Origin of the sequence: Streptomyces huasconensis, from assembly GCF_021028635.1 — a bacterium.
Classification (GTDB): domain Bacteria; phylum Actinomycetota; class Actinomycetes; order Streptomycetales; family Streptomycetaceae; genus Streptomyces; species Streptomyces huasconensis.
The window spans coordinates 5,018,514-5,044,986 of the sequence record NZ_CP086119.1 but is presented as its reverse complement, the minus strand read 5'-3'; the positions used below and the strand labels follow the sequence as shown (position 1 = coordinate 5,044,986).

25 protein-coding genes are annotated in these 26,473 nt (G+C 72.7%); 15 read left to right on the top strand and 10 right to left on the bottom strand.

From position 1 onward, the window contains the following. The first annotated feature begins 120 nt into the window (after positions 1-120). Both J2N69_RS23125 and J2N69_RS23120 read left to right on the top strand, forming a co-directional pair. Positions 121-1,773, top strand: a complete 1,653-nt coding sequence (locus tag J2N69_RS23125; RefSeq protein WP_230902451.1) for a phospho-sugar mutase — start codon at positions 121-123, stop codon at positions 1,771-1,773. Positions 1,774-1,917: 144 nt separating this feature from the next. After that, positions 1,918-3,126 (top strand): glycosyltransferase family 39 protein, encoded by a 1,209-nt coding sequence (locus tag J2N69_RS23120; protein ID WP_230902450.1) that lies wholly within the window; start codon positions 1,918-1,920, stop codon positions 3,124-3,126. Positions 3,127-3,158: 32 nt separating this feature from the next. Here J2N69_RS23120 and J2N69_RS23115 read toward each other — a convergent pair whose 3' ends face one another. Continuing rightward, entirely contained in the window at positions 3,159-3,794 is a 636-nt protein-coding gene (locus J2N69_RS23115) for a PH domain-containing protein (protein ID WP_230902449.1), read from the bottom strand. Between the two features lie 1,012 nt (positions 3,795-4,806). On the opposite strand from J2N69_RS23115, the gene deoC reads away from it, so the two are divergent. From deoC to J2N69_RS23100, 3 genes are read left to right on the top strand one after another with little or no spacing between them, the layout of a single operon-like run. Next, entirely contained in the window at positions 4,807-5,745 is a 939-nt protein-coding gene (gene deoC, locus J2N69_RS23110; protein ID WP_127909656.1) for a deoxyribose-phosphate aldolase, read from the top strand. A 3-nt stretch (positions 5,746-5,748) separates the two neighbouring features. Beyond that, entirely contained in the window at positions 5,749-7,188 is a 1,440-nt protein-coding gene (locus tag J2N69_RS23105; RefSeq protein ID WP_230902448.1) for an aldehyde dehydrogenase family protein, read from the top strand. Then, positions 7,181-8,089 carry an aldehyde dehydrogenase family protein gene (locus tag J2N69_RS23100; protein WP_230902447.1) on the top strand — a complete coding sequence of 303 codons (909 nt, stop codon included), beginning with the start codon at positions 7,181-7,183 and terminating at the stop codon, positions 8,087-8,089. The genes J2N69_RS23105 and J2N69_RS23100 overlap by 8 nt, the downstream gene beginning before the upstream one ends. 78 nt (positions 8,090-8,167) lie before the next feature. On the opposite strand, the gene J2N69_RS23095 is transcribed toward J2N69_RS23100, so the two are convergent. Then, positions 8,168-8,893: a TetR/AcrR family transcriptional regulator gene (locus J2N69_RS23095; protein ID WP_230902446.1), complete on the bottom strand. Its 726-nt coding sequence runs from the start codon at positions 8,891-8,893 to the stop codon at positions 8,168-8,170. Positions 8,894-9,017: 124 nt separating this feature from the next. Here J2N69_RS23095 and J2N69_RS23090 point away from each other — a divergent pair, with 124 nt between their 5' ends. Further along, a complete protein-coding gene (locus tag J2N69_RS23090) occupies positions 9,018-10,589 on the top strand; it encodes an MDR family MFS transporter (protein WP_230902445.1) in 1,572 nt (523 codons plus the stop codon). A gap of 74 nt (positions 10,590-10,663) precedes the next feature. Further along, positions 10,664-11,338, top strand: a complete 675-nt coding sequence (locus tag J2N69_RS23085) for a uridine kinase family protein (protein WP_230902444.1) — start codon at positions 10,664-10,666, stop codon at positions 11,336-11,338. A 164-nt stretch (positions 11,339-11,502) separates the two neighbouring features. Here J2N69_RS23085 and J2N69_RS23080 read toward each other — a convergent pair whose 3' ends face one another. Continuing rightward, entirely contained in the window at positions 11,503-12,228 is a 726-nt protein-coding gene (locus tag J2N69_RS23080; protein ID WP_127909652.1) for a SigE family RNA polymerase sigma factor, read from the bottom strand. Between the two features lie 214 nt (positions 12,229-12,442). On the opposite strand from J2N69_RS23080, the gene afsQ1 reads away from it, so the two are divergent. From afsQ1 to J2N69_RS23055, 5 genes are all read left to right on the top strand, one after another. Then, entirely contained in the window at positions 12,443-13,120 is a 678-nt protein-coding gene (gene afsQ1 / locus J2N69_RS23075; RefSeq protein WP_030779097.1) for a two-component system response regulator AfsQ1, read from the top strand. Beyond that, positions 13,117-14,691, top strand: a complete 1,575-nt coding sequence (locus tag J2N69_RS23070; RefSeq protein WP_230902443.1) for a sensor histidine kinase — start codon at positions 13,117-13,119, stop codon at positions 14,689-14,691. The genes afsQ1 and J2N69_RS23070 overlap by 4 nt, the downstream gene beginning before the upstream one ends. Then, positions 14,688-15,296: a hypothetical protein gene (locus tag J2N69_RS23065; protein ID WP_230902442.1), complete on the top strand. Its 609-nt coding sequence runs from the start codon at positions 14,688-14,690 to the stop codon at positions 15,294-15,296. The genes J2N69_RS23070 and J2N69_RS23065 overlap by 4 nt, the downstream gene beginning before the upstream one ends. A 51-nt stretch (positions 15,297-15,347) precedes the next feature. After that, complete coding sequence (locus tag J2N69_RS23060; RefSeq protein ID WP_127909650.1) at positions 15,348-15,896, top strand: VanZ family protein; 549 nt, start codon at positions 15,348-15,350, stop codon at positions 15,894-15,896. An 88-nt stretch (positions 15,897-15,984) separates the two neighbouring features. After that, positions 15,985-16,185, top strand: coding sequence for a PspC domain-containing protein (locus J2N69_RS23055; protein WP_230902441.1), 201 nt, complete (start codon positions 15,985-15,987; stop codon positions 16,183-16,185). A gap of 63 nt (positions 16,186-16,248) precedes the next feature. Here J2N69_RS23055 and J2N69_RS23050 read toward each other — a convergent pair whose 3' ends face one another. Then, positions 16,249-16,656, bottom strand: coding sequence for an ATP-binding protein (locus J2N69_RS23050; protein ID WP_230902440.1), 408 nt, complete (start codon positions 16,654-16,656; stop codon positions 16,249-16,251). A 150-nt stretch (positions 16,657-16,806) separates the two neighbouring features. Then, on the bottom strand, positions 16,807-17,976 hold the full coding sequence (locus tag J2N69_RS23045; protein WP_230902439.1) for an adenosine deaminase: 1,170 nt from the start codon (positions 17,974-17,976) through the stop codon (positions 16,807-16,809). 102 nt (positions 17,977-18,078) lie between these two features. Here J2N69_RS23045 and J2N69_RS23040 point away from each other — a divergent pair, with 102 nt between their 5' ends. After that, positions 18,079-18,831 carry a dienelactone hydrolase family protein gene (locus J2N69_RS23040; RefSeq protein ID WP_230902438.1) on the top strand — a complete coding sequence of 251 codons (753 nt, stop codon included), beginning with the start codon at positions 18,079-18,081 and terminating at the stop codon, positions 18,829-18,831. 55 nt (positions 18,832-18,886) lie between these two features. Here the strand turns inward: J2N69_RS23040 and J2N69_RS23035 are convergent, their stop codons facing one another. After that, entirely contained in the window at positions 18,887-19,846 is a 960-nt protein-coding gene (locus J2N69_RS23035) for a LysR family transcriptional regulator (RefSeq protein WP_230902437.1), read from the bottom strand. Positions 19,847-19,908: 62 nt separating this feature from the next. Here J2N69_RS23035 and J2N69_RS23030 point away from each other — a divergent pair, with 62 nt between their 5' ends. Both J2N69_RS23030 and J2N69_RS23025 read left to right on the top strand, forming a co-directional pair. Continuing rightward, positions 19,909-21,195, top strand: a complete 1,287-nt coding sequence (locus J2N69_RS23030; RefSeq protein WP_230902436.1) for an MFS transporter — start codon at positions 19,909-19,911, stop codon at positions 21,193-21,195. A gap of 134 nt (positions 21,196-21,329) precedes the next feature. Next, complete coding sequence (locus J2N69_RS23025) at positions 21,330-22,313, top strand: sigma-70 family RNA polymerase sigma factor (RefSeq protein ID WP_230902435.1); 984 nt, start codon at positions 21,330-21,332, stop codon at positions 22,311-22,313. Here J2N69_RS23025 and J2N69_RS23020 read toward each other — a convergent pair. From J2N69_RS23020 to J2N69_RS23005, 4 genes are all read right to left on the bottom strand, one after another. Then, positions 22,224-22,592 (bottom strand): STAS domain-containing protein, encoded by a 369-nt coding sequence (locus tag J2N69_RS23020; RefSeq protein WP_230902434.1) that lies wholly within the window; start codon positions 22,590-22,592, stop codon positions 22,224-22,226. The two genes, J2N69_RS23025 and J2N69_RS23020, sit on opposite strands and share 90 nt — an antisense overlap. Before the next feature lie 37 nt (positions 22,593-22,629). Further along, positions 22,630-24,555: an eCIS core domain-containing protein gene (locus J2N69_RS23015; RefSeq protein WP_230902433.1), complete on the bottom strand. Its 1,926-nt coding sequence runs from the start codon at positions 24,553-24,555 to the stop codon at positions 22,630-22,632. Positions 24,556-24,698: 143 nt separating this feature from the next. After that, positions 24,699-25,694, bottom strand: coding sequence for a MerR family transcriptional regulator (locus J2N69_RS23010; protein ID WP_230902432.1), 996 nt, complete (start codon positions 25,692-25,694; stop codon positions 24,699-24,701). An 89-nt stretch (positions 25,695-25,783) separates the two neighbouring features. Next, entirely contained in the window at positions 25,784-26,368 is a 585-nt protein-coding gene (locus J2N69_RS23005) for a Uma2 family endonuclease (RefSeq protein ID WP_230902431.1), read from the bottom strand. Between the last annotated feature and the right edge of the window lie 105 nt (positions 26,369-26,473).

Genomic DNA, 26,473 nt, shown 5'->3' with positions numbered 1-26,473 from the left:
GCCGGTCTGTCCGCCCGGAGCACGTGGCCTGCCGCCCCAGGAACAACCGGGTAGGCATACCCGAGCCCCACTCCCCCTCCGCACCGCTACAGCGACGCCGCAACGAGAGGCTGACGACACGTGCAGGACAACTCCGAACTCATCGCGCGGGCCCAGGCCTGGCTGGCCGAGGACCCGGACCCCGAGACCCGCGAGGAGCTGGCCAAGCTCATCGACGCCGAGGACACCGCCGAGCTGACCGCACGTTTCGCCGGCACCCTCCAGTTCGGCACCGCCGGCCTCCGCGGCGAGCTGGGCGCGGGCCCCATGCGCATGAACCGCTCCGTGGTCATCCGCGCCGCCGCGGGCCTCGCCGCGTACCTCAAGGCCAAGGGGCAGACCGACGGCCTCGTCGTCGTCGGCTACGACGCCCGCCACAAGTCCGCCGACTTCGCCCGTGACACCGCGGCCGTGATGACCGGCGCGGGCCTGCGGGCGGCCGTCCTGCCCCGGCCGCTGCCGACCCCCGTCCTCGCCTTCGCCATAAGGCACCTCGGCGCGGTCGCGGGCGTGGAGGTCACCGCCAGCCACAACCCGCCGCGCGACAACGGCTACAAGGTCTACCTCGGCGACGGCTCCCAGATCGTGCCGCCCGCCGACGCGGAGATCGCCGCCGAGATCGCCGCGGTCGCGAGCCTGCACGACGTGCCGCGCCCCGAGTCCGGCTGGGAGATCCTCGGCGAGGACGTCCTGGAGGCCTACCTGGCCCGCACGGACGCCGTCCTGGCCCCGGAGTCCCCCCGCACCGCCCGCGTCGTCTACACGGCGATGCACGGCGTCGGCAAGGAGACCCTCCTCGCCGCCTTCGACCGCGCCGGCTTCCCGGCGCCGGTCCTCGTCGCCGAGCAGGCGGATCCGGACCCGGACTTCCCGACGGTCGCGTTCCCGAACCCGGAGGAGCCGGGCGCGATGGACCTGGCCTTCGCGACGGCGGCCCGTACCACCCCGGCCCCCGACCTGATCATCGCCAACGACCCGGACGCGGACCGCTGCGCGGCCGCCGTCAAGGTCGGCCCCGGCGACGACGACTGGCGGATGCTCCGGGGCGACGAGGTGGGCGCCCTGCTCGCCGCGCACCTCGTGCAGCGCGGCGCGCGCGGCACGTTCGCCGAGTCGATCGTCTCCTCCTCCCTCCTCGGCCGGATCGCCGAGAAGGCGGGCCTGCCCTACGAGGAGACGCTGACCGGCTTCAAGTGGATCGCCCGCGTCGACGGCCTGCGCTACGGCTACGAAGAGGCGCTCGGCTACTGCGTGGACCCCGAGGGCGTACGCGACAAGGACGGCATCACCGCCGCGCTGCTCCTCACCGAGCTGGCGTCCGAGCTGAAGGAGCAGGGCCGCACCTTCCTCGACCTCCTCGACGACCTCGCCCTGGAACACGGCCTGCACGCCACCGACCAGCTGTCGGTCCGCGTGGAGGACCTGTCCCTGATCGCGGACGCGATGCGCCGCCTGCGCGAGCAGCCGCCGACGGAGCTGGCGGGCCTGCCCGTGACGAAGGCCGAGGACCTGACCCGGGGCACGGACACGCTGCCGCCCACCGACGGCCTGCGTTACACGCTCGACGGCGCCCGCGTCATCGTGCGCCCGAGCGGCACCGAGCCCAAGCTCAAGTGCTACCTCGAAGTGGTGGTCCCGGTGGCGGCGCGGGCCGACCTCCCTGCGGCCCGCGCGCGGGCGACGGACCTGCTCGCCGCGATCAAGCGGGACCTGTCGGCGGCGGCGGGCATCTGACGCCCCACCGCCCGGACATCCCCAGCGGTAACCCACCCGTCCGGGTGATTTGACTCCCGCAGTTGCCGCAGCGGAACGGTGCGCTGCCGGTCCCCCAGGAAGGGACGACCGGTAGCGCACGTTCACGTTCGGGGAGCTGCCTCAGTGCCGTACGGACCGATTCCCTCCACCGCCGCGCCTTCCAGGGTCCCGGCGTCCCGGCGCCCCCTCACCGCCGCCCCGCCGCGCCCCGGCCTCCGCCGCCGCGCCGCCCGCGCGCTGCGCCACGCCGCCCCCGCGCTGCTCGCGTACGGGGCCGTGCGCGTGCTCGGCCTGCTGGTCTTCATCCCCTGGGCGCACGGCGAGCGCCGCAGCGTCCGGCATCTGCTGATGGCGTCATGGGACTGCGACTGGTACCTGAAGATCGCCCGGCACGGCTACGCGGACACCCTGGGCACCGCGTACGACGCCAACAACCTGGCGTTCTTCCCGCTGTACCCGCTGCTCGTCCGGGCCGGTGACGCCCTCGCGCCCGGCCTGCCGCGCGGCGCGGCGGGTCTGGGCATCTCGCTGCTCTGTTCGTTCCTGGCCGCGTGGGGGATCTTCACGGTGGGCGACCGGCTGTACGGCCGCCGGGCGGGGGTCTTCCTGGCTGTGCTCTGGGGCAGCCTGCCGGTGGCGCTCGTGCAGTGGATGGGCTACACCGAGTCCCTCTTCACGGCGCTCACCGCGTGGTCGCTGTACGCGGTGCTGAGCGGCCGCTGGCTGTGGGCGGGCTCCCTGGCGGCGCTGGCCGGGCTCACCCGCCCCACGGGGGCGGCCCTGGCGGCGGCGGTCTCCGTGACGGCCCTGCTCGCGCTGCGCCGCGACGGCTTCTCCGTACGCCCGCTTCTGGGCGCCCTGCTTGCCCCCCTCGGCTGGCTCTCGTACGTCGCCTGGGTGGGCCTGCGGCTCGGCCGCTGGGACGGCTATTTCGCCGTACAGAAGCTGTGGCGCAACCAGTGGGACGGCGGCGTCGAGACGGTGCGCAGGATGCAGGCGCTGTTCGTCACCGAGCGGCCAGCGCTGTTCTACGCGATGGTGACGGCGGTGCTGCTGGGCTCGGTCGTGCTCTACGTGCTCTCGGCGGCCGACCGCCAGCCGCTGCCCCTGCTGCTCTTCACCGGCCTGCTCCTGCTGATCGTGGTCGGCAGCAGCGGCGTCTACTTTCCCCGGGCCCGCTTCCTGATGCCCGGCTTCCCGCTGCTGCTGCCGCTGGCGGCGGCCCTGGCGCGCGCGAGGCCGACGGTGGCGGTGACGGTGCTGACGGCGGCGGCGTTCGGGTCGGCCGTGTTCGGCGGCCACATGCTCCTGGGGTGGCACGGCCCGCCGTAAGCCCTGTGGTTCCCCGGGTCAGGTCGCCCTGGTCAGGTCACCGCGAGGAGCACGGCGAGGAGCACCGCTCCCGCGGCGGCCGGCGCGAGGATCTCGTAGGCCCAGCGCACCAGGGGCTCGCCCTGCGCGCTCTCGGCGGCCTCCTGCCGCTCCGCGAGGCCGCGCAGCTCTTCCATGACCTGGTCGCCGGCGGAGCGGGAGGGCGGGGTGTGGGGGTCGAGGTAGGGGCGGCCGCCCATCGGGTCCCCGGAGGCGGCGGCCTGCGACTGCCTGCGCGCCGCCTTCTTGCGGCCGCGCAGCGAGACGGGGATGGCCCAGAGCTGGTACTTGGCGCCGCCGCGGGTGAGGACCTCGTTGGAGTACCCGGAGCGGAGCGTCGCGACGGACGCCCAGGGCAGGGTGATGGTCCGGAAGGGGTTGCGCACGCGCAGCCGGTCCTCGTTGGCGTACACGGCGGGCCGCACGGTGTACGCGACGACCAGCGGCACCGCGAGCAGCAGCCCGGCCAGCGCCAGCCACGGGGTGCGGCCCTCGCCGCGGACGACGGCGTCGACACCGAGCCAGGCGCCCAGGGCGAGCAGCAGGACACCGCCGGCGATACCGGCGGGGGACCGGAAGACACGGTCCTTGTATGCGGACTCCGCCACGGGGTTCTGAGGGTCGCTCATACGTTGATTCTGCCTGACGCGCGCGGGGGGCCACCGCGGCGGTCCACCGGGGCCCCGGGGCTTCGGCGGCGGGCTGCGCGGGAAGGGGGCGGCGGCGCCACGGAAAGGGGGCCGACGGGACCGGCGCGCGGGGCCCGGAGGCTCCGTCGCGCGGCCCGCACGGGGTGGCTCGGAAGGGCGGAAGCGGGCGCGGACGGCGGACTTCCCGGGCCGTGCGGCCGAGGACGTGGCCCTCACGCGCGCGGGCCGAGGGCTGGCGCCGAGGACCGCGCTCGGCCCCCGGGCCCACATTCCGCCCAGCACGCCGCAGGCCACGCGCCGCCGTCGCCGGGCACCTGCGCCGTGCCAGGGGTCGCCACCCGTCCATCGCATCGGACGCCACGCGCCGCCGTCGCCGGGCGCTTACCGAGGGACTGCGCCCGGCCGGGGGTCACCTCCCGTCCAGCTCGCCGCACGCCACGCACCGCCGTCACCGGGCGCTCGCCGAGGGCCTGCGCCCGGCCAGGGGTCGCCACCCGCCCAGCAGGCCGCACGCCATGTGCCGCCCTCGCCGGGCACTCGCCGAGGGCCTGCCCGCATGCCAGAGGTCACCACCCGCCCATCGCACCGCACGCCACGTGCCGCCGTCCCCGGGCACTCGCCGAGGGCCTACCCCGTGCCAGAGGTCACCACCCGCCCATCGCACCGCACGCCACGCGCCGCGCCTGCCAGGCACCAGCCCCCACACGCACCCGCCAAGGGCCTCCCCCGGCCCACGAACCACGCCTCCGCCCAACTCGCCACCCGCCACGCCTCGCCCTCGCCAACTGCCCGCCGCCACACGCACCCGCCGAGGGCCTCCGCCGAGCCAAGGGGCCGCCCACGGGCCACGGCCCACGAACCACACCTCCCGCCCAGCGCGCCACCCGCCACGCCCCCACCCCCGTTACGCCCCCCCCGCCTTACGCCCAGCCCCACCGACAAGCCACCCCTGTACAGCAGCTACGCGCGTAGATATGCTCCCCTCGTGACCATGCCCACTGCATTCGCTGACGTGACCGCGTCCGACAGCACGCTCCGCCGCTTCCTCCACGGGCTGCCCGGCGTCGACGCGGTCGGCCTGGAGGCGCGTGCCGCCTCGCTCGGAACCCGTTCGATCAAGACCACGGCGAAGGCGTACGCCATCGACCTGGCCATCTCGATGATCGACCTGACCACGCTGGAGGGCGCCGACACCCCGGGCAAGGTCCGGGCGCTCGGTGCGAAGGCCGTCAACCCCGACCCGACGGACCGCGGGACGCCGCGCACCGCGGCCGTCTGCGTCTATCCGGACATGGTCGCCACCGCCAAGGAGGCCGTCGCGGGCAGCGGCGTCAAGGTCGCGTCCGTCGCGACCGCCTTCCCCGCGGGCCGCGCCGCGATCGAGGTGAAGCTCGGTGACGTGCGCGAGGCCGTGGCCGCCGGCGCCGACGAGATCGACATGGTCATCGACCGCGGAGCCTTCCTCTCCGGCGACTACATGACCGTCTTCGAGCAGATCCGCGCCGTGAAGGAGGCCTGCGGCACCGCCCGCCTGAAGGTCATCTTCGAGACCGGTGAGCTGTCGACGTACGACAACATCAAGCGCGCCAGCTGGATCGGCATGATCGCGGGCGCCGACTTCATCAAGACCTCGACCGGCAAGGTCGGCGTCAACGCCACTCCGGCCAACACCCTCCTGATGCTGGAGGCCGTCCGCGACTTCCGCGCGCAGACCGGCGTCCAGATCGGCGTGAAGCCCGCGGGCGGCATCCGCTCGACCAAGGACGCGGTCAAGTTCCTCGTCCTGGTGAACGAGACCGCGGGCCCGGACTGGCTCGACAACCACTGGTTCCGCTTCGGCGCCTCGTCGCTCCTGAACGACCTGCTGATGCAGCGCCAGAAGCTGGCCACCGGCCGCTACTCCGGCCCCGACTACGTGACGGTGGACTGACCCATGACCTCCACTCCCTTCGAGTACGCCCCCGCGCCGGAGTCCCGCTCCGTCGTCGACATCGCCCCGTCGTACGGCCTGTTCATCGACGGCGAGTTCGTGGACGCCGCCGACGGCAAGGTCTTCAAGACGGTCTCCCCGTCCACCGAGGAGGTCCTCTCCGAGGTCGCGCAGGCCGGTGCCGAGGACGTCGACCGCGCCGTGAAGGCCGCCCGCAAGGCCTTCGAGAAGTGGTCGGCGCTGCCGGGCGCCGAGCGCGCCAAGTACCTCTTCCGCATGGCCCGCATCATCCAGGAGCGCAGCCGCGAGCTGGCCGTCCTGGAGACGCTGGACAACGGCAAGCCCATCAAGGAGACCCGCGACGCCGACCTCCCCCTGGTCGCCGCGCACTTCTTCTACTACGCGGGCTGGGCCGACAAGCTCGACCACGCGGGCTACGGCCCGAACCCGGCGCCGCTCGGTGTCGCGGGCCAGGTCATCCCCTGGAACCTCCCGCTCCTGATGCTGGCCTGGAAGATCGCCCCGGCGCTCGCGACCGGCAACACGGTCGTCCTGAAGCCCGCCGAGACGACCCCGCTGTCCGCGCTCTTCTTCGCGGACATCTGCCGCCAGGCGGGCCTGCCCAGGGGCGTCGTCAACATCCTTCCCGGGTACGGCGACGCGGGCGCGGCCCTGACCGCCCACCCCGACGTGAACAAGGTCGCCTTCACGGGCTCCACGGCCGTCGGCAAGGCGATCGCACGCCAGGTCGCGGGCACGGACAAGAAGGTCACCCTCGAACTGGGCGGCAAGGGCGCGAACATCGTCTTCGACGACGCCCCCATCGACCAGGCCGTCGAGGGCGTCGTCACCGGCATCTTCTTCAACCAGGGCCAGGTCTGCTGCGCCGGGTCGCGCCTCCTCGTACAGGAGTCGATCCAGGAGGAGCTGCTCGACTCGCTGAAGCGGCGCCTGTCGACCCTGCGCCTCGGCGACCCGCTGGACAAGAACACCGACATCGGCGCCATCAACTCCGCCGAGCAGCTCGCCCGCATCACCGCGCTCGCCGACACCGGCGAGGCGGAGGGCGCCGAGCGCTGGTCGCCGTCGTGCGAACTGCCGTCCACGGGCTACTGGTTCGCGCCGACGCTCTTCACGAACGTCACGCAGGCGCACACCATCGCCCGCGACGAGATCTTCGGCCCGGTGCTCTCGGTCCTGTCCTTCCGCACGCCGGACGAGGCCGTGGCCAAGGCCAACAACACGCAGTACGGGCTCTCCGCCGGCATCTGGACGGAGAAGGGCTCGCGCATCCTCGCGGTCGCGAACAAGCTCCGGGCGGGCGTCGTCTGGGCCAACACATTCAACAAGTTCGACCCGACCTCGCCGTTCGGCGGCTACAAGGAGTCGGGTTACGGCCGCGAGGGCGGCCGGCACGGACTGGAGGCGTACCTCGATGTCTGACCGACTCACGGTCCTGAAGACCTACAAGCTGTACGTCGGCGGGAAGTTCCCGCGTTCCGAGAGCGGCCGGGTGTACGAAGTGACCGACGCAAAGGGCAAGTGGCTGGCGAACGCGCCGCTGTCGTCCCGCAAGGACGCCCGTGACGCCGTCGTGGCGGCGCGCAAGGCGTTCGGCGGCTGGTCGGGCGCGACCGCGTACAACCGCGGGCAGATCCTCTACCGCATCGCCGAGATGCTGGAGGGCCGCCGCGACCAGTTCGCGCGCGAGGTCGCGGACGCCGAGGGCCTGTCGAAGTCCAAGGCCGCCGCGGTCGTGGACGCGGCGATCGACCGCTGGGTCTGGTACGCGGGCTGGACCGACAAGATCGGCCAGGTCGTGGGCGGGGCGAACCCGGTCACGGGCCCGTACTTCAACCTCTCGGCCCCTGAGCCGACGGGCGTCGTCGCGGTGCTCGCGCCGCAGGAGTCGTCGTTCCTCGGCCTGGTCTCGGTGCTCGCCCCGGTCATCGCGACGGGCAACACGGCCGTCGTGATCGCCTCCGACAAGGCCCCGCTCCCGGCGCTGTCGCTGGGCGAGGTGCTTGCGACCTCCGACGTGCCCGGCGGCGTGGTCAACATCCTCACCGGCAAGACGGCCGAGATCGCGGCCCCGCTCGCCGCGCACCAGGACGTCAACGCCATCGACCTGACGGGCGCGGACGCGGACCTCGCGCGCGACCTGGAGATCGCGGCCGCGGACAACCTCAAGCGCGTCCTGCGTCCACAGCCTGTGGACACGGAGGCGGGCCCGGCCGCGGACTGGACCGCCGACCCCGGCACGCGCCGCCTGACGGCGTTCCTGGAGACCAAGACGGTCTGGCACCCCACGGGCTCCCTGGGCGCCTCCGGCTCGGCCTACTGACCGCTTCCGGTTCCACGCGACGCGAAGCCCCGGCCTCCTCCGTCCAGGAGGCCGGGGCTTCGTCCTGCGCCCGCCCGCTCACAGCCCGAGACGCGCCGCGATCCCGTCGAGCACACAGTCGAGCCCCGTCTCGAACTCCCAGGCCGGGTCGTCCCTGCGTGTCGCCTCGCGGATGTAGCGCCGGTAGGCCGGGTAGCGGCCCGTCTGCATCAGGTAGGCCATCTGGGGCGCCAGGCCCTTGCGCGCCTCCTCCACGCTGTCCCACTCCCGCTCGCGCAGGTACGCGCCCAGCGCCACCTCGGAGCGGACCATGCCGCCCACGTAGGCGGTGACGGTGCGGAAGGCGGCCATCATCGTGTCCACGTCGAGGCCGTGCCCGTCGAGCGCGGCGAGCTGACGCTCCGCGACGGCGAGCCGATTGGGGGTCAACGCGTGCAGCGGGGTGGGCAGTTCGGCCATCCATGGATGGCGCAGCGTCATTTCGCGGGTCGCGCACCCCGCCTCCCGCAGCACCTCGCGCCAGCCGGTCACCTCGGCGGGCGGGGCCAGCTCGGCCGAGGCCAGGTCGACCATCAGCGCCAGCAGGTCCTCCTTCCCCGAGACATGGCGGTACGCGGCCATGGGGGCGACGCCGAGTTCGGCGGCGAGGCGGCGCATGGTGACGGCGGCGAGCCCCTCGGCGTCGGCGACCTGGACCGCGACGGCGGCGATGCGCTGCGGCGTCAGGGCGGCACGGGGTGCGGCGGGTCGCTCCATGCGCTCCCAGAGGGTGACCTCGGGCTCGCCCTTCTTCTGTGTGGCCATGCGTACAGCGTATCCCTAGTGGACGCCGTACACATTGCCGCGTACGTTGTACACATCGCCCGTGTGTACGCCGTACGCAGCCCTCGTGCGCGCCCGGCGCTCACCTCACCAAGTCTGGGAACCCATGAAGCAGCGAACGGAAGAAACCACCCCGCCCCCCGCGCCGGACGCCGGAACGGCCACCGAACCACCCCCGCCCTCGCCCCTCGCCGTCCTCGGGTTACTGCTCGGCATCATCCTGGCGACCCTCGACGGCACGATCGTCGGCACCGCCCTGCCCACGATCGTCGGCGACCTCGGCGGCCTCGGCCACTTCTCCTGGGTGGTGACGGCCTACCTGCTCACCACCGCCGTCGCCACGCCGATCTGGGGCAAGCTCGGCGACCTGTACGGCCGCAAGGGCGGCTACCTGGCCTCCATCGTGGTCTTCCTCATCGGGTCCGTGCTCTGCGGACTCGCCCAGGACATGAGGCAGTTGATCGCCTTCCGCGCGCTCCAGGGCATCGGCGCGGGCGGCCTCTTCGTGGGCGCGCTCTCCCTGATCGGCACGCTGCTCCCGCCCGCGCAGGCCGGGCGCTCGCAGTCGCTGATCGGCGTGATGCTGCCCGCCGCCATGATCGGCGGCCCGCTGCTCGGCGGCCTCCTCACCGACCAGCTGAACTGGCGCTGGGTCTTCTACGTCAACGTCCCCGTCGGCGCGGCGGCACTGCTGATCGTCGGCTTCCTCGTCCCGCAGCGCGGGGAGCGCGGCACGGCCCGCGTCGACTACGCGGGCGCGGGCCTCCTCACGGCGGGCATCTTGGCGCTCACCCTGCTCGGGACGTGGGCCGGAGCGACGTACGACTGGCTCTCGCCGCGGATCGCGGGGCTCGCGCTGCTAGCGGCGGCCGCGCTCGCCGCCTTCGTCCGCGTGGAGCGGCACGCGCCGGAACCGGTCATCCCGCCGCGGCTGTTCCGCGACCGCAACTTCACGCTCGCCCAGGTCCTCACCTTCCTCGCGGGCGCCGCGATGCTGGCGGCGGCGAGCTACCTGCCGCAGTACATGCAGTTCGTACGCGACATGTCCTCGACGCAGAGCGGACTGCTGCTGCTCCCGCTGATGCTCGGCATGATGAGCGCGCAGCTGTACATCGGCCGCGCGGTGGGCAACGGCGGCGGATACCGCGCCTACCCGCTCGTCGGCGGCGCGGTCGCCTCGGCGGGCGCCCTGGCCCTGTGCACGCTCGGCGTGGACACCGCCACGTATCTGGCCTCCGCCCTGACGTTCGTGCTCGGCACGGGCCTCGGCTGCCTGCTGCAACCCGCGCTGCTCATCACCATGAACAGCGCGGAACCGCGCGACATGGGCGCCGCCAGCGGCACCAACACGCTGCTGCGCACCATCGGCGGCACCCTCGGCGTCGCCGTGCTCGGCTCCGTCTACACGAGCCGGCTGACCGGCACCCTCACGGACCGGCTCGGCGAGGACGGCGAACGCCTCGCGGACGGCGGCCACGAACTGACCCCCACCGTCCTCGACGGCCTGTCCGCCCCGGCCCGGGACGCCTACCGCGCCGCGGTCACCGGCGGCCTGCACGGCGTCATGACCGGCACGGCCGCCCTGTGCGCGCTCGCCTCGGCGGCGGCCTGGCTGATCCGCGAAACACCCCTGCGCTCCCACGCCGGACCGGCCCCGAAGGCGGACCCGGCGGACTAGAGACGTGTGACGTGGCTTGCAAGGATGCCCCGGGCGGAGCGCCCGCGCGCGGGGATGCCGCACACTGTTCTCTCGTGAGCTCTCATCCCTCGATACCGACCCGCGTCGTGCTGCTCTGCGGCCCCTCAGGCTCGGGCAAGTCGTCCTTCGCCACCCGCTCCGGGCTGCCCGTGCTCTGTCTGGACGACTTCTACAAGGAAGGCGACGACCCCACGCTGCCGCAGGTTCCGGGCAGTTCGGACATCGACTGGGACTCCCCCGCGTCGTGGGACGCCGACGTCGCGGTCGCCGCCATCGAGGAGCTGTGCCGCACGGGGCGTACGCGCGTCCCGGTCTACGACATCGCGACCAGCGCCCGCGTCGGGCACGAGGCACTCGACATCCGGCGCACGCCCCTGTTCATCGCGGAGGGGATCTTCGCCGCGGACATCGTGGAGCGGTGCCGGGAGATCGGCGTGCTCGCCGACGCGATCTGCCTGCGGGGGCGGCCTGCCACGACGTTCCGGCGGCGGCTGCTCCGGGATCTGCGCGAGGGACGCAAGTCCGTGCCGTTCCTGCTGCGCAGAGGGTGGCGGCTCATGCGGGCCGAGCGGGCGATCGTCGCGCGGCAGGTGGGACTGGGGGCGTATCCCTGCGGGGCCGAGGAGGCGATGGGGCGGGTCGTCTCCGCCGCGGCCGGACGGCGCGTCCCGGAGCGCGGCCTCGCGGCGGACCCTCTGCCGCCCACCCGCCCGCTCGCCCCCCAGTAACAACAGCAGGACCAGTAACAGCAGCAGGACCGGTAAAGCAGAGGGACCGGAAAGGCCCCCCCGGCCTCCCGGTCCCGCTACTTGTTTCCCCCGTGTTCCCCCGTGCTTCCCCCCCGTACTCCCGCCGCCTCCCCCGAAGCGACGGCCCCCGTTCCCCCCGATCCTCAGGCGACCAACTCGCCGAAGGACTCCTCCTGGTCACGGCCGAAGCTGAGGACCTCGTCCTCGCGCAGCCGGCGGAGCGACCGCCAGATGCTGGACTTCACCGTGCCCACGCTGATGTCGAGGATGTCCGCGATCTCCGGGTCGGTGCGGCCCTCGTAGTAACGGAGGACCAGCATCGTGCGCTGGAGTTCGGGCAGCCGGGCCAGGGCCTGCCACAGGACAGCGCGCAGCTCCGTGCCGCGCATCGCGTCCGTGTCGCCCACCGTCTCCGGCAGTTCCTCGGTCGGGTACTCGTTCAGCTTGCGGCGGCGCCACGCGCTGATGTGCAGGTTGGTCATGGTGCGGCGGAGGTAGCCCCCGACCGCGGCCTTGTCGCTGATCCTGTCCCAGGCGCGGTACGTCGAGAAGAGTGCGCTCTGCAGCAGGTCCTCCGCCTCGAAGCGGTCCCCGGTCAGGTGGTAGGCCGTTGCGTACAGGGAGGCGCGGCGTTCCTGGACGTAGGCGGTGAATTCCGCCTCCGACAAGGTCTTCCGCTCCCCCGAGCCCTCCCTGTACGCGCTTCCCCCGTACGGCGCGTCAACCACCGTCATGTACGCGGTGTGCTGACGCCCGGCGCCGCGAGCGCACCCCCGCCCGCTCACGGCACCGGACTTCTCGCAACCCCGCCCGACGTCGTGGAGACGCGTGACAACTGCGCTTGAGCTGGTGCTGTGCAGCGTGTTCATCTTGCGCCCCCCGTCGGTGGAGTCCGGCTTGTTCCGTCGTGCTTCCGTGCTTCTTGCGTGTGACCAGAACTCTGCCGGACCCATTTCATGACGGTGTCCCCCGACTGTCACAGGCCTGTCACAGGGGCGCGGCGTCCCTTCCGCGCGTGAGGGTCGGGTGTGGGAGCGGGCCGACAGTCGAACTGGGGCCGTTGCATGGGACACAATGACGTCCGTGCCTTCCCTGTTGCTGATCGAGGACGACGACGCCATCCGGACGGCCCTGGAGCTTTCGCTGACGCGCCAAGGGCACCGGGTGGCCACTGCTGCCACCGGCGAGGACGGCCTGAAACTGCTCGGTGAGCAGCGGCCGGACCTGATCGTGCTGGACGTGATGCTGCCGGGCATCGACGGGTTCGAGGTGTGCCGTCGCATCCGGCGCACCGACCAGCTGCCGATCATCCTGCTCACCGCGCGGAGCGACGACATCGACGTGGTGGTGGGCCTGGAGTCCGGCGCCGACGACTATGTGGTCAAGCCCGTGCAGGGGCGGGTCCTCGACGCCCGTATCCGGGCCGTGCTGCGGCGCGGGGAGCGGGAGGCCAATGACGCGGCGACGTTCGGTTCGCTCGTCATCGACCGCGCCGCGATGACCGTGACGAAGAACGGCGAGGACCTCCAGCTCACCCCGACCGAGCTGCGGCTGCTCCTGGAGCTGAGCCGCAGGCCCGGCCAGGCCCTGTCCCGGCAGCAGTTGCTGCGGCTGGTGTGGGAGCACGACTACCTCGGTGACTCGCGGCTCGTCGACGCCTGCGTGCAGCGGCTGCGCGCGAAGGTCGAGGACGTCCCGTCGTCGCCGACGCTGATCCGCACGGTGCGCGGGGTCGGATACCGGCTGGACACCCCTCAGTGACCACAGCGCACGACAAGCTCCGCGGCCTGCCCGCGGCACGCAGGGCGGTCCTGGCCGGGCTGCGCTTCACGAGCCTGCGGCTGCGGCTCGTCGTGGTGTTCGGCCTGGTGGCGCTCACCGCCGCCGTCTCCGCGTCCGGCATCGCGTACTGGCTCAACCGCGAGGCCGTGCTGACGCGCGCCCAGGAGGCGGCGCTCAAGGACTTCCGCCAGCAGATGCAGACCCGTGTGGGCGCGCTGCCGCCCCACCCCTCGCAGGAGGAACTGCAGGCGGCCGCCGGGCAGATGGCCAACAGCAGTCAGCGCTACAGCGTGCTCCTGGTCGCCGCGAAGAAGGACGGCGGCCGGATCGTCGGCTACTCCGACCTGGACGCGTTCACGCTCGCCGAGGTGCCGGACTCGCTCCAGGAGGCCGTGGCCAAGAAGCAGCCGCTCACCTCCGGCAACGACGCCAGCCACCACCTGTACTGGCAGCGGACCGTGGCGGACGGCACGCCCTATCTGGTCGGCGGTGCCACGGTGATCGGCGGCGGCCCGACCGGCTACATGCTCAAGTCGCTGGAGCCCGAGGCCAAGGACCTCAGCTCGCTCGGCTGGTCGCTGGCGATCGCCACGGCGCTGGCGCTGATCGGCTCCGCGCTGCTCGCGCAGGCCGCGGCCACGACCGTGCTCAAACCCGTGCACCGCCTCGGCGTCGCCGCGCGCAGGCTCGGCGAGGGCAAGCTCGACACCCGGCTGCGCGTCTCCGGCACCGACGAACTGGCCGATCTGTCCCGGACGTTCAACAGGACCGCCGAGAACCTGGAGAAGAAGGTCGCCGACATGAGCGCCCGCGACGAGGCGTCCCGCCGCTTCGTCGCCGACATGTCGCACGAGCTGCGGACGCCGCTGACCGCGATCACCGCGGTGACCGAGGTCCTGGAGGAGGAGCTGGACGCGGAGACCGGCTCCGTCGACCCGATGATCGAGCCGGCCGTGCGGCTCGTGGTGAGCGAGACGCGGCGCCTGAACGACCTCGTGGAGAACCTCATGGAGGTCACCCGCTTCGACGCGGGCACCGCGCGCCTCGTCCTGGACGACGTGGACATCGCCGACCAGATCACCGCGTGCATCGACGCGCGGGCCTGGCTGGACGCGGTCGAGCTGGACGCCGAGCGCGGCATCACCGCCCGCCTCGACCCGCGCCGCCTCGACGTCATCCTGGCCAACCTCATCGGCAACGCCCTCAAGCACGGCGGCTCCCCGGTCAAGGTCTCCGTACGCCTGGCGGACGCCAAACTCCTCATCTCCGTACGCGATCACGGGCCCGGCATCCCCGAAGACGTCCTGCCGCACGTCTTCGACCGCTTCTACAAGGCGAGCGCGTCCCGGCCGCGGTCCGAGGGCAGCGGGCTCGGTCTGTCCATCGCCCTGGAGAACGCGCACATCCACGGCGGCGACATCTCCGCGGCCAACTGCCCCGAGGGCGGCGCCGTCTTCACCCTGTGGCTGCCGTGCGAGGGCGACGGTGACGGCGACGGGGGCCGCGACAGCGAGGACACCGTCGGCTGCACCGAGGGAGGCCAGGCGTGAACGGGCGACGGACGCGTGCCGCGGTGGCCACGACGCTGTTTGCGGCCGCGCTCACCGGCTGCGGGATCAGGTCGACGGAGGTGCCCACGGATTTCGGGCCCGCGCCGTCGCGGGTGCCGTGCGTGATGTCGGGCCCCGGCATCGCCGCGCAGTCGGACAGTGAGGTGTCGGCGCAGGTCTTCCTGGTCTGCGCGGCCCAGCTGGTGACCGTCGACCGGACGGTGCGGGTTCCCGAGAAGGGGGCGAGCGACCGCGCGCGGATCGCTCAGGCCCTCCTCGACGAGCTGGCCGCGCCGCCGTCGGAGCCCGAGAAGGACGCGGGCTTCGCCACGGACGTACGCGGCGGCACCACGGTCTCCGGTCCCGCCCAGGGCGACCCCAAGGACGCGCTGCGCTTCAGTACGCCGCCGCAGGAGCTGTCCGCGTTCGCGCTCGCCCAGATCGTGTGCACGCTCGCCGACAGCGCGGCGGCCTCGAAGGACCACACCGTCGTCCTGGGCGGCCCCGCGGACGATTCCCTGCGGCGCTACGCCTGCACCACGGAGGTCCGCTCCCGGCCCGGCACGGTGGCGCCGCCCGCCGAGGCCGTCAAGTCCGGGACGTAACCACCGGCGGTACGCGGAACCGATCCTGCCGCCTCTGACGTCTTGTGGGGCGTGCGTCAAGGCTCGGGCGGCCGCGTTGCCGCCATCCGCTTCCGTGCGGTGGGAGGACTCCTCCTCGCCGCGCACCTTCTGCTCGTCGGATGGATCACGCTGCGTCCGCTGGACGTCCCCTGGGTGAGCGCCGCGAATCTGCAGCCGCTCGCCGGGATCAAGGCGGATCTGGCACTCGGCGGCCTCCAGGCGACCCGCCGCATCGGCGAGGCCCTGCTGCTGCTCGCCCCGCTCGGCGTGCTGCTCCCCCTGGCGGGCGGCCGGCTCGTCGTCTCGCCGTGGGGCTCCCTGGTGCGTACGGTCGCCGCCGGGGCGCTGCTCTCGCTCGGCATCGAGCTGCTGCAGACCGGGGTGCCCGGGCAGGTCGTCGACATCGACTCGCTGCTCCTGAACACCCTCGGGGTGGCGCTCGCCCATGTCGCCGTGGTGCCCGCGGCCAGGGCGAGGCTCCGCCGCCGTGATGAGCCGCGGCGTGTCACGGCCCGTCTGCGGGAGGAGGCCCCTCAGGGGTCGACCCCGACGATTCCCAGGGTCGGGATCGCACCATAGAGCGACGCTTTGGGGTACTTGATGACCGTAACGTGGAGACATCGAGGCACACGGAGTGGCCTCTCCCTACGGTTCGAAGGAGCCCGACATGACCGCTCTTGCCCGCCCCACCCACGGCCGGATGATCGGCGGAGTATGTGCCTCCCTGGCCCAGCGCTTCGGCACCTCCGCGACCAAGATGCGCGTGATCTTCGTGGCGTCCTGCCTGCTCCCCGGCCCTCAGTTCCTGCTCTACATAGCCCTGTGGGTGCTGCTGCCCTCCGAGGACAAGGTCCGCCGGGCCTGGTGAGCACGCACGATGGGGCGCCCCTCCGGGCGGAGGGGCGCCCCATCGGCACGTACGCGAGAAGGGTCAGCCGAGCGGCAGGCCGTTGAGGCCGGTGCCCCCGAGGGGCACGCCACCGAGCAGGTTGGGGAGCGGCGAGGCGGGCTTGGGCTTGCCGGCGCTCCTGCCGTCGTCCCTGCCGCCCTTGCGGTCGTCCCTGCCGTCGTCCGCCTGGGCCGCGGCGGCCGCCCTGTCGGCGTTCCCCGCGGCCTTCAGGCCGCCGGCGAGGACGCTCTTTCCGGCGGCCACGGCCTCGGGGCTGCCCGCGGGCAGCGTCTTGGCGGCCTGCTCCAGGGGAAGGGCCGAGGTGACCTGACCGAGGACCGCGGCCGCGTCCGGGACCCCGGGGGCGGCGTTCGCGGAACCGGCACCGGCGGCGGCGAAGGCGGCACCGAGGGCGGCGACTCCGAGGGTCTTGGCGGCAGACTGCTTCATCTTCAAGGCGTCCTTGCGAGTTCGATGACGGGGATCTGCGCGGTCCAACGACCGCGCGGACCACAAATCACGGGCACCGGACGGCGAAAAGCGGCCGGGGTGACGAGATCCCGGCCGCCGAGGCGTCGTACGAAGACGCGGTGTCGCCCGTCAGTTGCCGGCGGAAGCGCTGGTGGAGACGGTCTGGCGGAACAGCCACTCGGACTTCAGCTCGGCGTAGCCGGGCTTGATGACGTCGTTGATCATGGCGAGGCGTTCATCGAAAGGAATGAACGCTGATTTCATCGCATTGACTGTGAACCACTGCATGTCGTCGAGCGTGTAGCCGAACGTGCCGACCAGGTGCTCGAACTCCCGGCTCATGCTGGTGCCCGACATCAGACGGTTGTCGGTGTTCACGGTGGCGCGGAAGTGCAGCTTGCGCAGCAGCCCGATCGGGTGCTCGGCGTAGGAGGTGGCCGCGCCCGTCTGGAGGTTGGAGCTGGGGCACATCTCCAGCGGGATGCGCTTGTCGCGTACGTACGACGCGAGGCGGCCCAGGGTGACGCTGCCGTCCTCGGCGATCTCGATGTCGTCGATGATCCGCACGCCGTGGCCGAGGCGGTCGGCGCCGCACCACTGGAGGGCCTGCCAGATCGACGGCAGGCCGAAGGCCTCGCCCGCGTGGATCGTGAAGTGGTTGTTCTCGCGCTTGAGGAACTCGAAGGCGTCGAGGTGGCGGGTGGGAGGGAAGCCCGCCTCTGCGCCCGCGATGTCGAAGCCGACGACGCCGTGATCGCGGTAGCGGTTGGCGAGTTCGGCGATCTCCAGGGCGCGGGCGGCGTGCCGCATGGCGGTGAGCAGGGCGCCGACGCGGATGCGGTGGCCGTTCGCCTTCGCGCGGCGCTCGCCCTCGCGGAAGCCGTCGTTGACCGCCTCGACGACCTCTTCGAGGGTGAGTCCGGCCTCCAGGTGCTGCTCGGGGGCGTAGCGGATCTCGGCGTAGACGACGCCGTCCTCGGCGAGGTCCTCGGCGCACTCGGCGGCGACGCGCTTGAGGGCATCCTTCGTCTGCATCACCGCGCAGGTGTGGGCGAAGGTCTCCAGGTAGCGCTCCAGGGAGCCGGAGTCGGCCGCCTCGCGGAACCAGATGCCGAGCTTGTCGGCGTCGGTCTCGGGCAGGCCTTCGTAGCCGCACTCGCGGGCGAGGTCGACGACCGTGCCGGGGCGCAGGCCGCCGTCGAGGTGGTCGTGGAGGAGCACCTTGGGGGCGCGGCGGATCTGTTCGGCGCTGGGCGTGTCGCGGTCCGTGTGGCCGCCCGTGCTGATCTGGCTCGTCATTGCGGCACTCTAACGCCTACGCGCGTAGAACTCACTGGTCGATACGTAACAGTGACCCTGCGGACGGGTGGCGTACACCGACGCTTCTGACACTGTTCTGTCATGGCACAGCAAGGGACGACAGGCCCTGGGCTCGGGCGCGTGATCGGCACGGCACCGTCGGCGGTGGGCGGCGTGGTCCTGCTGCTGCCCGGCGGCTGCGAGACATCCACCCGCAGGCCGTCGCCGCTGGCGGCAGGTGCCGTGCGGGCGCTCGGGCGCCGGCTGGCCCGGGACGGACACGCGGCGGGCCTCGCCACACACGTCGTGCGCTACCGCTGCCGGGGCTGGAACGGCGCGCAGGCGCAGCTGGCCGAGGACACGGTCTGGGCGGTGGACGAGGTCGTACGTCTCTACGGTGACGTCCCGGTCTGCCTGGCCGGCGTGGACATGGGCGGCCGGGCGGCGCTGCGCGCGGGCGGGCACCCGGCCGTCGACTCCGTCCTCGCGATCGCCCCCTGGCTGCCCGAGGAGGACGTGGCGGCGCCGCCCGAGCCGGTGAAGCAGCTCGTGGGGCGCCGGGTCCTGATCGTGCACGGCACGAACGACGAGCGGACCGACCCGGAGCTGTCGTTCCGCTTCGCGGAGCGCGCGAAGAAGGCCAACCGTGACGTGTGCCGGTTCGAGGTGCACTCCGACGGCCACCGGCTCCACCAGCACCAGGCCGAAGTGCAGGCGCTGGCCTCGGACTTCGTGCGGGGCACGCTCTTCGGGACGGACTTCGCCCGGCCCCTGGAGGACGCGCTGGCGGCGCCGCCGCCGCTGGGGCTGCGCATGCCGCTCGCCTCCGGTTTCGGGCGGTCGCTGCGCCGGTGAGGTCGTGCCGGTGGGTCCGCCGGTGAGGGTGGCCGGTGAGGGTGGCCGGTCCGTCTCACGTCGACTGCTGCAGCAGCTTTCCCTTCCTGCTCAGCAGGAACTCCTTGAACGCGGCCACCGGCGGGGTGTCAGGCCGCTCCGCCAGCCAGGCCACGCCGATCTCCCGGACCGCCCGCTGGCCCGTGACCGTCAGCTCCACGACGCCCGGGCGGGGCACGGCGGGCGGCGGCAGGAGGGCCACGCCCAGGCCCGCCGCGACGAGGCCGCGCAGGGTCTCCGCCTCCTCGCCCTCGAAGGCCACGCGGGGCTTGAAGCCCGCCTCCTGGCAGAGGTCGTCGGTGATGCGGCGCAGGCCGTAGCCGGGCTCCAGGGTCACGAAGGCCTCGTCGGCGGCCTCGGCGAGGCGGACGCGTTTGCGGGTGGCGAGGCGGTGGTCGTCGGGGACGACCAGGCGCAGACGCTGTTCGTCGAGGCGGCGGGCGACCAGGTCGGGGGCGTCCGGCACGGGTGAGGTGAGGCAGAGGTCCAGCTCCCCCGCGCGCAGGCGCTCCAGCATCGCCTCGCCGTAGTTCTGTACGAGGCTGAAGCGCACCCGGGGGTGGTCGGCGCGGAAGGCGCGGATCAGGCCGGGCACGGTCTCGGAGCCCATGGTGTGCAGGAAGCCGAAGGCGACCTTGCCGGATGCCGGGTCGGCGTCGGCGCGCACGGACTCGGCGGCGCGCTCCACCTCGCCGAGCGCCCGCTCGACCGAGGCGAGGAAGGTGCGGCCGGCCGGGGTGAGCGAGACGGTGCGGCCGCGGCGGGCGAAGAGGTCGACGCCGAGGTCCCGTTCGAGCCGTACGAGTGCGCGGGAGAGCGTCGACTGCGGGACCTGCATCTCCTGGGCGGCGCGCGTGACGTGCTCGGTGCGGGCGACTCCCGCGAAGTACGCGAGGCGAGGCGCGAGCAGCGTCACGATGTCCTCCACGTCACTGTGGTGTGACAGGCGCGGCTGTGACCTCTGCTGATGCTGCATGGGAACGATTATGGCGTTTCCATGCATTGGACGCATCAAAAAACCGGCCGTACGTTCGTGGCATGCCTCCTGCCAGTAGCGGGGCGTCCGCCACCCACGCGGCCGCCCTCTCCTCGTCGTCCCCTGCCGCCGATTCCCGGCTGACCCCGGGCGGTCCCGGCTACCGCAGGACGAGCTTCGCGCTCTTCCTCGCGGGCGTCGCCACCTTCGCCCTCCTCTACTCCACGCAGGCCCTGCTGCCGCTGGTCTCCGCCGACTTCGGCGCGAGCGCGAGCACGGCGAGCTGGACGGTCTCGGCGGCCACGGGCGCACTGGCTCTCTTCGTCCTTCCGCTGAGCGCGCTCAGCGAGCGCTTCGGGCGGCGCGCGATGATGACGGCGTCCCTGGGTGTCGCGGTGGCGGTCGGGCTCCTCGTGCCGTTCGCGCCCTCGGTGGAGGTCCTCATCGCGCTGCGCGCCGTGCAGGGCGCGGCCCTCGCGGGGCTCCCGGCGTCCGCGATGGCGTTCCTCGCCGAGGAGGTGCGGCCCAAGGCCCTGGTCGCCGCGATCGGCATGTTCGTGGCGGGCAACTCCATCGGCGGCATGAGCGGCCGCATCATCACGGGCTGGGTCGCGCAGGCCTGGGGCTGGCGCGCGGCGCTGGCCGTCGTGGGTGTGGTCGCGGTGCTGTGCGCGGTCGCCTTCCGCGCGCTGCTGCCCGCGCCCCGGCACTTCACGCCGGGTTCGCTGAACCCCAGGGCGCTTGCGCGGACGGTCCGTACGCACCTGTCGGACCCGCTGCTGTGCCGGCTGTACGCGATCGGCGCGCTGTTCATGACCGTCTTCGGCGCGGTCTACACAGTGATCGGCTACCGGCTCACCGAGGCCCCGTTCTCGCTGCCCCAGGGCGTCATCGGCTCGATCTTCCTCGTCTACCTCGTCGGTACGGTCTCCTCGGCGGCGGCCGGGAAGCTGGTGGCCCGGCTCGGGCGGCGCGGGGCGCTGTACCTGGCGGTGGGCACGACGGCGGGCGGGCTGCTCCTGTCCCTGGCGGCCTCGCTGGCCCTGGTCCTGCTGGGGCTGGTGCTGATCACCGCCGGGTTCTTCGCGGGGCACGCGGTGGCGTCGTCGTCGGTGAGCCGGACGGCCACGACCGGGCGGGCGCAGGCCTCGGCCCTCTACCAGTCGGCGTACTACCTGGGCTCCAGCGCGGGCGGCACGCTCGGCGCGGTCGCCTTCCACGCGGGCGGCTGGGCCGGGACGGTGGGACTCGGGCTCCTCGCGGTGCTCGGCGTCGTGTCGGTCACGGTGTGGGGTTCGCACGCGGCGCGGGCGGAGCGGCGGCGCGGGCTCGTGGCCCGCTCCTGCTGACCCGCAGCGGGCCCCGACCGATTTCACCTGCGGGTTCCCCCACTCCGGGGGCCGTTGTCAGTGGGCTGCGGTAGCTTCCGATGTGTCGGGCCTCACTGTCGGGCCCTTCTCGGAAGCCGCAGGGGTGGGTGGGGATGAGCGATATCGCAGGGACGACGACCGATCTGGACGTCACGCTGGAGAAGCACCGGGTCGAGCTGACCGGGTACTGCTATCGGATGCTGGGTTCGGCCTTCGAGGCCGAGGACGCCGTGCAGGACACGATGGTGCGGGCCTGGCGCAGCTTCGACAAGTTCGAGGGCCGCTCCAGCGTCCGCTCCTGGCTCTACCGCATCGCGACGAACGTCTGCCTGGACATGCTGAACGCCGGCAACCGCCGCGCCCGCCCCATGGACCTGACCGCCGCCGCCCCGCTGGCGCAGGCGGCGCTGACCCCCCGCCCGGACAACACCTGGCTGGAGCCGATGCCGGACGCCCGCGTGCTGCCCTCCCCGAGCGACCCCGCGGAGGCCGCCGTCGCCAAGGAGTCGGTGCGCCTGGCGTTCGTCGCCGCCCTGCAGAGCCTGCCGCCCAAGCAGCGTGCGGTGCTGATCCTGCGCGAGGTGCTCGCCTGGAAGGCCAGTGAGGTCGCCGAGCTGATCGACACCTCGGTGGCCTCGGTGAACAGCGCGCTCCAGCGGGCCCGCGCCACCCTCGCCGAGCGCCCGGAGGACGACACGGCCGTCTCCGATCCGCTCGACGAGGAGCAGCAGAAGCTGCTGGAGCGCTATGTCGCCGCCTTCGAGGGGTATGACATGGCCGCGCTCACGGCGCTGCTCGCCGAGGACGCCGTCATGACGATGCCGCCGTTCGACCTGTGGCTGCGCGGCACGGCGGACATCACGGGCTTCATGTCCACGATGGGCGCGGCCTGCGCCAACGGCCGCCTCCTGCCGGTGGATGTGAACGGCACGCCGGGCTTCGCCCAGTACAAGCCCGATCCCGACAACGGCGGCTTCATGCCCTGGTCGATCCAGGTCATCGAGATCTCACAGGGGCGCATCGCCGGCTTCCACTGCTTCCTCGACACCCAGCGGTGGTTCCCGCTGTTCGGGGTGCCCCTCCATCTCGACGACTAGACCGAGGAGTTCGGTCAGGCCGACGAGGCCGAGCAGCGCCAGCAGGGCGGGGGTGGGATTCCTCAGCCGGATGCGCCCCCCGGCCCTGCGGGCGGCGAGATGCAGCCGGGCGACGGTGTCGACGGTCGTGAGGTCGGCGGTGGTGACGGCGCCGACGTCACAGATCACGTCCTGGCCCGGCCCGTGGCGGGCGGCCGCGACCCGCGCGCACAGCTGCGGGACGTCGCCCGCGCGCAGGGGGCCCTCGATGAGGATGAGGTTCGCTTCGGAGTCAGCCACGCAAGGTTGACTCGCGGAGCGGGCGGAACTCATCGGTTCAGGAGGCGGCCTCCTGCGGCCGCGGCTTGCGCACCCGCAGGGTCAGGGGGTTCACGAAGTCGCCCCGCCCGTTGTTGTACTGCTGCTCGTGGAAGGTCTGGCCCGCCCCGGAGCCGTACATGCGGAAGAACCACTTGCTGTTCCACTCGTTCTTCGCCTCCGAGAGCCGCTTGAACTCCTCTGTGGCCTTCGCGGCGCTTCCGGACAGCTCACGCAGCAGTTTGTTCAGCCGGTCCATCTCGAAGGGAGAAGCGGGCGGGGTCCTGCCGCCGGGCCGGAGCAGGGGGATGGCGGTCTTCTTCTTGAACTCTTCCACGAGCTTGGGGAGCAGTTCCCTGAGCGCGTCGCCCGAATTCGCGGTCCGCGTGTAGTTCTCCAGGGTGACGCGGTCCTGGCCGTCGGCACTCAGCGCGGCCACGCCCGCGAAGTGGAAGCCCCAGATGTCCTGGGGCCTCGCCTCGGGGGTGGCGGAGTCGGCGTAGTCGAGCTTGTCGCTCTGCCCCAGCGAGACGGTCGTATAGCCCTCGCCGACCACGGGGGCGGCCGCCTTGTTCACGCCGAGTGCCCCGGCTGCCGCGTCCATCTCCGCGGGGTGTTCGCGCAGGGCGCCGCCGTACCTCTGCGGGGTCGGCCCCTGAGGCGCGCCGACCTGGTCGGCGAGGCCGTGGGCCACGGAGTCGACCGTGCTGTCCTGCCAGGGCAGGGGCTCCCGGCCTTCGAGGACGACCTCCGTCTGCTTCCCTCCGCCCATCAGTTCCCTGGCCACGTCGATGCACTCGTGCTTCAGCAGGTTCGCGAAGCCCGAGGCGGCGGCCTGGGGGGTCTCGACCGGGACCGGCTGGATGCGTTCGAGCTTGACCGAGGCACCCGGGTCCGCCGGGTTCTGCACGGTGATCTTCTGTCCGCGCCCCACCAGGCGGTAGGTGCTGTTGACGTCTTCCAGTGCGGTGTTGCTCGCGGCGAGGACCGCCTCGGTCGCGTAGAACTCCTTGGGTTCGCGCTCGGTGTCGTGCACCGCCAGGGTGCCGTCGCCCGCGACTCTCAGCGGCAGTCCCTTGGGCCCGTCGCGCTGGTCCAGCTCCTGCTGCTGTTCCTTGGGCAGGTCCTGCCGGAACGGGTCGTGCGTCTGGGCTCCGACGTGGTCAACCGAGTGCTTGGAGAGCCGTTCGGGGTCCGGGACGAGGACGCCCTGCGGTGACTGCGACTGGAAGTAGGGCTCGTCGCTCTCTTCGCTGGCCAGGCTCTTGACGTGCCCCGACACGTACCGCTGGATGCCGGTGCTCGGGGCGTCCGGCGCCGGGGCCGGGGCCTGCTCCGCCCGGGAGCCCGCGGCGCCGCCCGCCATGGCGCGGCGGGCGTTGGCCTCCGCCTCGCGTTCGAAGCGGTCGGAGGGGTCGGAGACCTTCAGGCCCGCGCCGTTGTCGGTGCCCGCGACCGGTCCCTGCCGCTGCTGGATGACGTGCGTCAACTCGTGGGCCAGAGTGTGCTTGTCGCCGCCGCCGGCTCCGATGACGACATGGCTGCCGGAGGTGTAGGCACGGGCGCCCACCTCGGCCGCGGAGGCCCTGGCCGCGGCGTCGTCGTGCACCCGTACGTCGGAGAAGTCGGCGCCGAGCCGGGACTCCATGTCGGTACGGGTCACGTCGTCCAGCGGTTTCCCCGTGCCGCGCAGGACGTCGTGGACGGCGGAGCGCTGCACCTGTGGCTGCTGGGTGCCGTGGCCGCATCCGGTGCCGTGCCGGTGCGCCTCCTGGGTCCACGGGTGGCCGGCCTGGCGCAGCATCTGGACGACGGCCGCGTTCCCCGCGCCGCGCTGGAGGGCGAGCAGGCCCGCGGGCGGCGTCGTGCCCCCGGCCGCGGGCCTGCGGGCCGGGCCGCGGCCCTTCTCGGCTCCGGTCGTTCCGGTGTGGTCGTGCTGGTGCAAGGTGACCTCTCCCCGCGCAGAATGCGACTCCCCTCCTGCATACGGGCCACGGGGCGGCGGGTCCAGGTACGGAAGGGCAGAAAGCCCCGACCGCGCGGGCAGAACCGGCCCGGCGCTCCCCCGCGCTCCCCCTCCTTCGCCGGTCAGGCGTCGCGGTGGTCCCGGTGGTCGCGGAACCACTGCGCCACCTCGTCGGCGTGGGTGTCCGGCGGGAAGACGGGGTAGAAGACGTGCTCGATGGTGGCGCCGCGCAGGACGAGGGTCAGGCGCCGGTAGAGCCGCTGCCCGTCGGCTTCGAACGTCGGGAGCCGCAGCGCGTCCGCGAGTGTGAGCCCGGGGTCGGAGAGCATCGGGTAGGGCAGGTGCAGCCGGTCCACGAGCGCCTGCTGGTAGTCGGCCCGGTCCGAGGACAGGGCGAGGACCCGGTCGACGCCCTCGGCCCGCAGCGCGGCCAGGTTGTCGCGGAAGCTGCACGCCTCCTGACTGCAGCCGCGGGCGCCGGGTATCTCGTTCCAGCCCTCGGGGATGTCGGCCGCCGGGTCTCCGGTCAGCGGATAGCAGAACAGCACCCAGCGGCCTTCGGAGACGGTGTCCAGGCGGATGTCGCCGCCGTCCGTGCCGGTGAACGGCAGCGGGGGGAGCGTACGGCCGGGCAGGTGGGCGGCGCCGCCGTCGTCCACGGGGGCGGGCAGGCCGGAGGGCAGCGGGTCGGCCTGCGGGAGGGAATCGGTGCGGGGCAGCATCTCGTCGGGCTCCTTCATCAGGTTCTGGGTGACAGGGGGGAAACCACGCCGGGCCGCCGCGTCCCGGCGGCGGATCAGCCGGTCCCGGCCGGCGGTCAGCCGGTCGATGAGGAGGTCGAGGGCCTCGATCTTCTGCTGGTAGGCGGCCAGGGACTCCGCGCAGTGATCGCCCGTCTCGTGACCGGCGCGCAGGCAGGCCAGGAACGGCCGCGTCTCCGAGGGCGTGAGGCCGAGCGCCCCGAGGCCGCGGATCTCCTCCGCCAGCCGGACGTCCTCCGCGCTGTAGTCGCGGTATCCGTTGGCGGCACGGCCCGGACTGAGCAGCCCGCATTCCTCGTAGTATCGCAACGCTTTGATCGTCACACCGGCAGCCGCGGCCGCCTCACCCGCACGCATGGGCACCTCCTCGTTCGCCCAGAACGCTAAACCCGTCCCTCGGGGGACGGGTCAAGTCGGATCACGGGAGGCTCGGGGCGCCGTGCCTGTCAGTCCTGGGGGAAGGCGCTCGTGTCGAGGTCCAGGCCGAAGGGCTCGGGGAGGCGCACGGTGTCACCGAACTTGCAGGCCTGGAGGACCCGGTAGACATCACCTGCGGGCTCGCCGTACAGAGTGATGGTGGGGCCACCGGGGGCCCAGCGGTCGATGAGGAGGTAGAGGGGGATGCCTGCGGCGGCGTAGGCAGCGGGCTTGCTGACGCGGTCGTGACGGGCGTTGGAGGGGGAGGTCACCTCGACGACGAGTTCGGCGGCGGCGGCCGGAACATACGTCCCCGGAGCTTCCACTTCCGCGAGGGGGATAACGACGAGGTCGGGGATGAACATGCCGAGCTTCGAGGGCACGGCGACGGACAGGGTCTGAAAGACGCCCCAGTCATCCGGAAGCACGGAGTACAACAGGCGGTGCACTTTCTCCGCGACGAGGTTGTGGCGATTGGCCGGGCTCGGCGACACGGTGATGACCCCTTCGATGATCTCCACCTTGCTGCCCTCGGGCCACTCCATCTCCTCCCAGAGCCGGACGAGGTCGTCCCAGTCCTGGCCGGGTTCGTGGCCTACGGTGAGTGCGCTCATGGCGGTCTCCTCTTTCGGTGCGTCACCGATCCCAGCATGCCGAACGGGACCGGCGGCGGTCCACCGATCCCGTTCACCCGTACGAGTAAGTCCTGGCCAGAGGCG